General features: G+C 59.1%; 2 protein-coding genes. One reads left to right on the top strand and one right to left on the bottom strand.

Translation table 11 applies throughout. The features are described from left to right. On the top strand, positions 1 to 531 hold a 531-nt coding region (locus AC1DZU_RS35450), incomplete at its 5' end, for a beta-barrel domain-containing protein (protein ID WP_477292095.1). 316 nt (positions 532 to 847) lie between these two features. On the opposite strand, the gene AC1DZU_RS35445 is transcribed toward AC1DZU_RS35450, so the two are convergent. Then, positions 848 to 4,176: beta strand repeat-containing protein (locus AC1DZU_RS35445; protein WP_477292093.1), on the bottom strand; the 3,329-nt coding region annotated here is incomplete at its 5' end.

Raw genomic sequence — 4,176 nt, 5'->3', positions numbered from 1 at the left:
GAACTGAACAAAGCCCGGGCACAGGTGGCGGACCTCGAGGAACAAATCAACGCTGCTCGATCGGTCCTGGAGCGGACGACCATCCGTGCCCCGGTGGACGGCATCATCGTCCGCTCGCTCTATAATTCCGAAGGCAGCGTCATCCGTGCGGGCGAGGCCGCGATGGAGCTTCTGCCGACCACGAACCAACTTATCATCGAGGCGAAGATCAAGCCCGAGGACATCGACTCTATTCGGGTAGGGCAGGACGCAAACATGATGTTCACGGCCCTCAACGCGCGAACAACACCAAAAGTGTCCGGAAAGGTGTTCTACATTTCGGCGGACCGCCTGATCACACCGAGTTCTGGAGTCCCCTACTACACCGTTCGGCTTAGAATGACCGACCGGCTGCCGCCGCAGATCAAGCCGGAGCAAATATATCCAGGCATGCCGGTCGAGACATTCATCTCCACTGGCGAACGGACGTTTCTGGCCTACCTGACCAAGCCGCTCCTAGATTCGTTCCAGCGGGCGTTCCGGGAGAGATAGATCGGTCTCGACCTCTCGGATATCGACCGCTCGACATAAGCGGGCGCACAAAGTTCCGATCACACGAACTGAAAATCGCTGCTGTCTAGATGGGCCAAGTCCACATTGCTAAGCGTGATCGCGTTGCTCGCATCGTACGTGATCACGACGTCAGAACCGGACGGCGCCGCCGCAGACTGAACAGCCGCGAAGTCCGCAAACAGGCTCTGAGCAAGCTGGATAATGTCATGGCCTGCAGACGAAGTGGTGAAATCCGTTATGACATCATGACCGAACCCGCTTTCGAAGACAAAAGTGTCCGCGCCAAACCCGCCGATCAGCTCCCATCCGCCGGATAGGCAGGATTGAAGTTTGCGGCGATGAGGTCTGTGGGATCGGTGTTCTGGAAGCGGACTAGAGTGGCGTAGGTTTGAGCTGATGCACCGCCGTCGCGGTCGACCTGGAAGAGGGTGTCGGTGCCGTCTTGCACCAGGTGCATGAAGCCCGAGCCGAACGGGTTGGAGCTGCCGTCCCATCCGATCAGCTGGTTGAGCAGGGCGCTGTAGTCGAGCGTCTCTCCGCCTGCGCCGGCGACGAAGTCGATGACGGTTGCGGAAGCCGTTCCATTCCAGGAGTCAATATAAAGCTTGTCGCTCCCGCCACCCAAGGTGAGAGTCGAGTTGCCGGTTAGCGAAAGATGCACCGTATCGTTGCCAAGGCCGAGATTGGCGCTCAGCGCTCCGGTGATGTTTGCAGTGTCGTCCCCGTCTCCGGTGGAAACGGAGCCACCCCCGTTCACGGTCACCGTGTCATTGCCGCCGCCTGTATCAACCGACATCGTTAGGGCTCTTACCGAAAGAATGTCGACGCCGGCTCCAGAAACAAAATCAAAGCTATTAATAATACCATAGAGCCCAAAATTCGCGCTGCTATTTCCTTCACCCATATTTACATGAAGATTGGAATTGGTCGCATCGAATCCAATGATACTATCGTTGCCAGAACCAAAATTTATGGTAATTTCTGAATTATATGCTCCATACATATATGCGACGTTGTCTCCATCGCCAAAATCTAAGTTAACAGAACTATTGGATAAATAATTATTATATCCAAAATAGACAACATCATTACCCGCACCCATTGATCCAGATGCAGTCGCATGGACCACATCCAGAGTCAGAAGATCGTTCCCTTCTCCCGCATCAATCGTATACGAAATCGAATTGCCAACAAGGCCAATAAGGGAGATGCTGTCAGAACCTGCACCAGCGTCCGCCACCTGCTCATTGCCACCGCCGTCCTGCAAACTGTCGTTGCCCAGACCGCCAACCAGGACGTCACTGCCGGACCCGCCGTTCAGCGTGTCATTGTCAGCGCCGCCGTCAAGAAGATCATTGCCCGCCGAACCAGACAGCGTGTCGTTGCCACCAAGACCAAAAATCGCGTCGACATCTATGGTCCCGGTGAGTGCATCGTCACCGGCTGTTCCATTGATAATCAGGCCGTTCACGATACTGAGCGGAAAGTCCGAATGAGCTTCGGCGCCAGATAAATCTGTCGCGGTTACGCGAATTTGGATCGTCCCCGCGTCGCCGCCCGACGGTGTGCCGCTGAATGTGCCCGTCGCAGTATCGAAACTTAGCCACGAAGGCAGCGGGTTGCCGTTTGTCTGCACCGCCGAGAGCGTAAGCGCGTCGCCAGGGTCAGGGTCCGAAAAAAGATCCGGTGGCAACGCAAAGTTTAGGGTAGTGGATACGGCCCAGGCCAGTGACGGAAGCGACCCAGCGGTCGGCGCATCGTTGACGTTGGCGATTGCCGCAGTCGCCGAGCTCGCCACCGCCTCTACCGTGCCGTGGCCATCGGCATAGCTCGCCACCACCTGGACGGTGGCGCCGACGTCGGCATCGCCTAGCGTATAGGTCGCGTTCGTCGCGCCGCCGATGTTGACGAAGCCTGAGCCGGTGTCGTGCTGCCACTGGTAGCTGATCGTGCCATTCCCGTCGGCGTCAGAAAGCGTGTTCGAAGCCGTCAGCACCTGGTCCTCGGTCGTCGTGCCGGTGATCGACACCGACCCGGTCGGCGCATCGTTGACGTTGGCGATCGCCGCGGTCGGCGCACTCGTCTTCGACTCCGCAGTGCCATGACCATCGGTATAGCTGGCCACCACCTGGACTGTTGCACCGACATCGGCATCGCCTAGCGTATAGGTCGCGTTCGTCGCACCGCCGACGTTGACAAAGCCGGAACCGGTGTCGCGCTGCCATTGGTAGCTGATCGCACCCAGCCCGTCGGCGTCAGCAAGTGTATTCGAGGCCGTCAGCACCTGGTCCTCGGTCGCCGTGCCGGCGATCGACACCGAACCGCTTGGCGCATCGTTGACGGCTGTGACAGTGACCGTGGTGTGCTGGATTGCGCTCAGGCCGGTACTATCGTTGAGCAGCACCGAGATGTTGTTGGAGCCATAGTTGGCGACCGCCAGGTCGGCACCGCCGATGCCGTCCAGGTCGCCGATGGCGACACTGTAGGGCCCCGATCCTGTCGGCATATTTACTGCCGCCGCGAAGGTGCCGTCGCCATTCCCGAGTAGCACCGAGACATCGTTGGAACTAAAACTGGTTGCTGCCAGGTCGAGTTTGCCGTCGCCGTTGAGGTCAGCCGTCTTGACGCCAGACGCGGTTATTCCGACCGCGAAATTCGTTGCGGCGCCGAAGCCGCCAAGGCCGTCGCCGAGCAGCACCGCCACGCCATTCGAGCTTTGGTTGCCAGTGGCCAAATCGAGCTTGCCGTCACCGTTGAAGTCGCCGACCGCAATGCCTCCTCCTCCGGCGAAGTTAGTTGCGGCTCCGAAGGTGCCGTCGCCATTCCCGAGCAGCACCGACAAATTGGCGGAGTCCGTATTCGACACCGCGAGATCCAGCTTGCCATCGCCGTTCAGGTCCGCGAGGACAGCTGTGTAATGCGGCCCGCCTCCTACGGTGAGATTGGTTGCGGCCGCGAAGGTGCCGTCGCCATTGCCGAGCAGCACCGAGACGCTGTTCGAGGTTTGGTTGCCGGTGAGCAAGTCGAGTTTGCCATCTCCGTTCAGGTCGCCGACTGCAACCGCCCTCGGGTTCGGACCGGTGCTGAGATTGGTTGCAGCGCTAAAGCCGCCCTGGCCGTCACCAAGCAGCACCGAGACGTTGTTGGAATTGACGTTCGAGGTGGTGAGGTCGAGATTGCCATCACCGTTTAGATCGGTGATCGCTACCGAAGTTGGACCAATCCCCGTCGCAAATGTTGTCGCGGCGCTGAAGCCGCCATGGCCATCGCCGAGCAACACCGAGACGTTGTTAGCATCAGGGTTCGCGGTCACGAGATCGGCCCGACCGTCCCCGTTCAGGTCACCTATGGCAACAATGAAGGGTCCGCCAACCGAGGCTTGAACCGCGTATTGAATCTGCCCCTGATACAAATCCCCCGACACCGGCGTGCCGTCATTCACCTGCCACTCGATGGTACGGGTAGTGTCGCTGCCGAAATCAGTCGGATTCTCGCTGGTGGATGAAAAGGTGACGGTGCGCAACACCTCCTGGTAGTGGGCCAACGTGTCGTTGCCGGACAGGACCAGGGTCTCGTTCGCCGCGTTCCAGGTCGCGCTGATGCTCGTGCCAGTGGTGATGGTGG

The organism is Mesorhizobium sp. P2_A12 (genome assembly GCF_056405075.1).
This window is presented reverse-complemented; position numbering and strand designations above follow the sequence as displayed.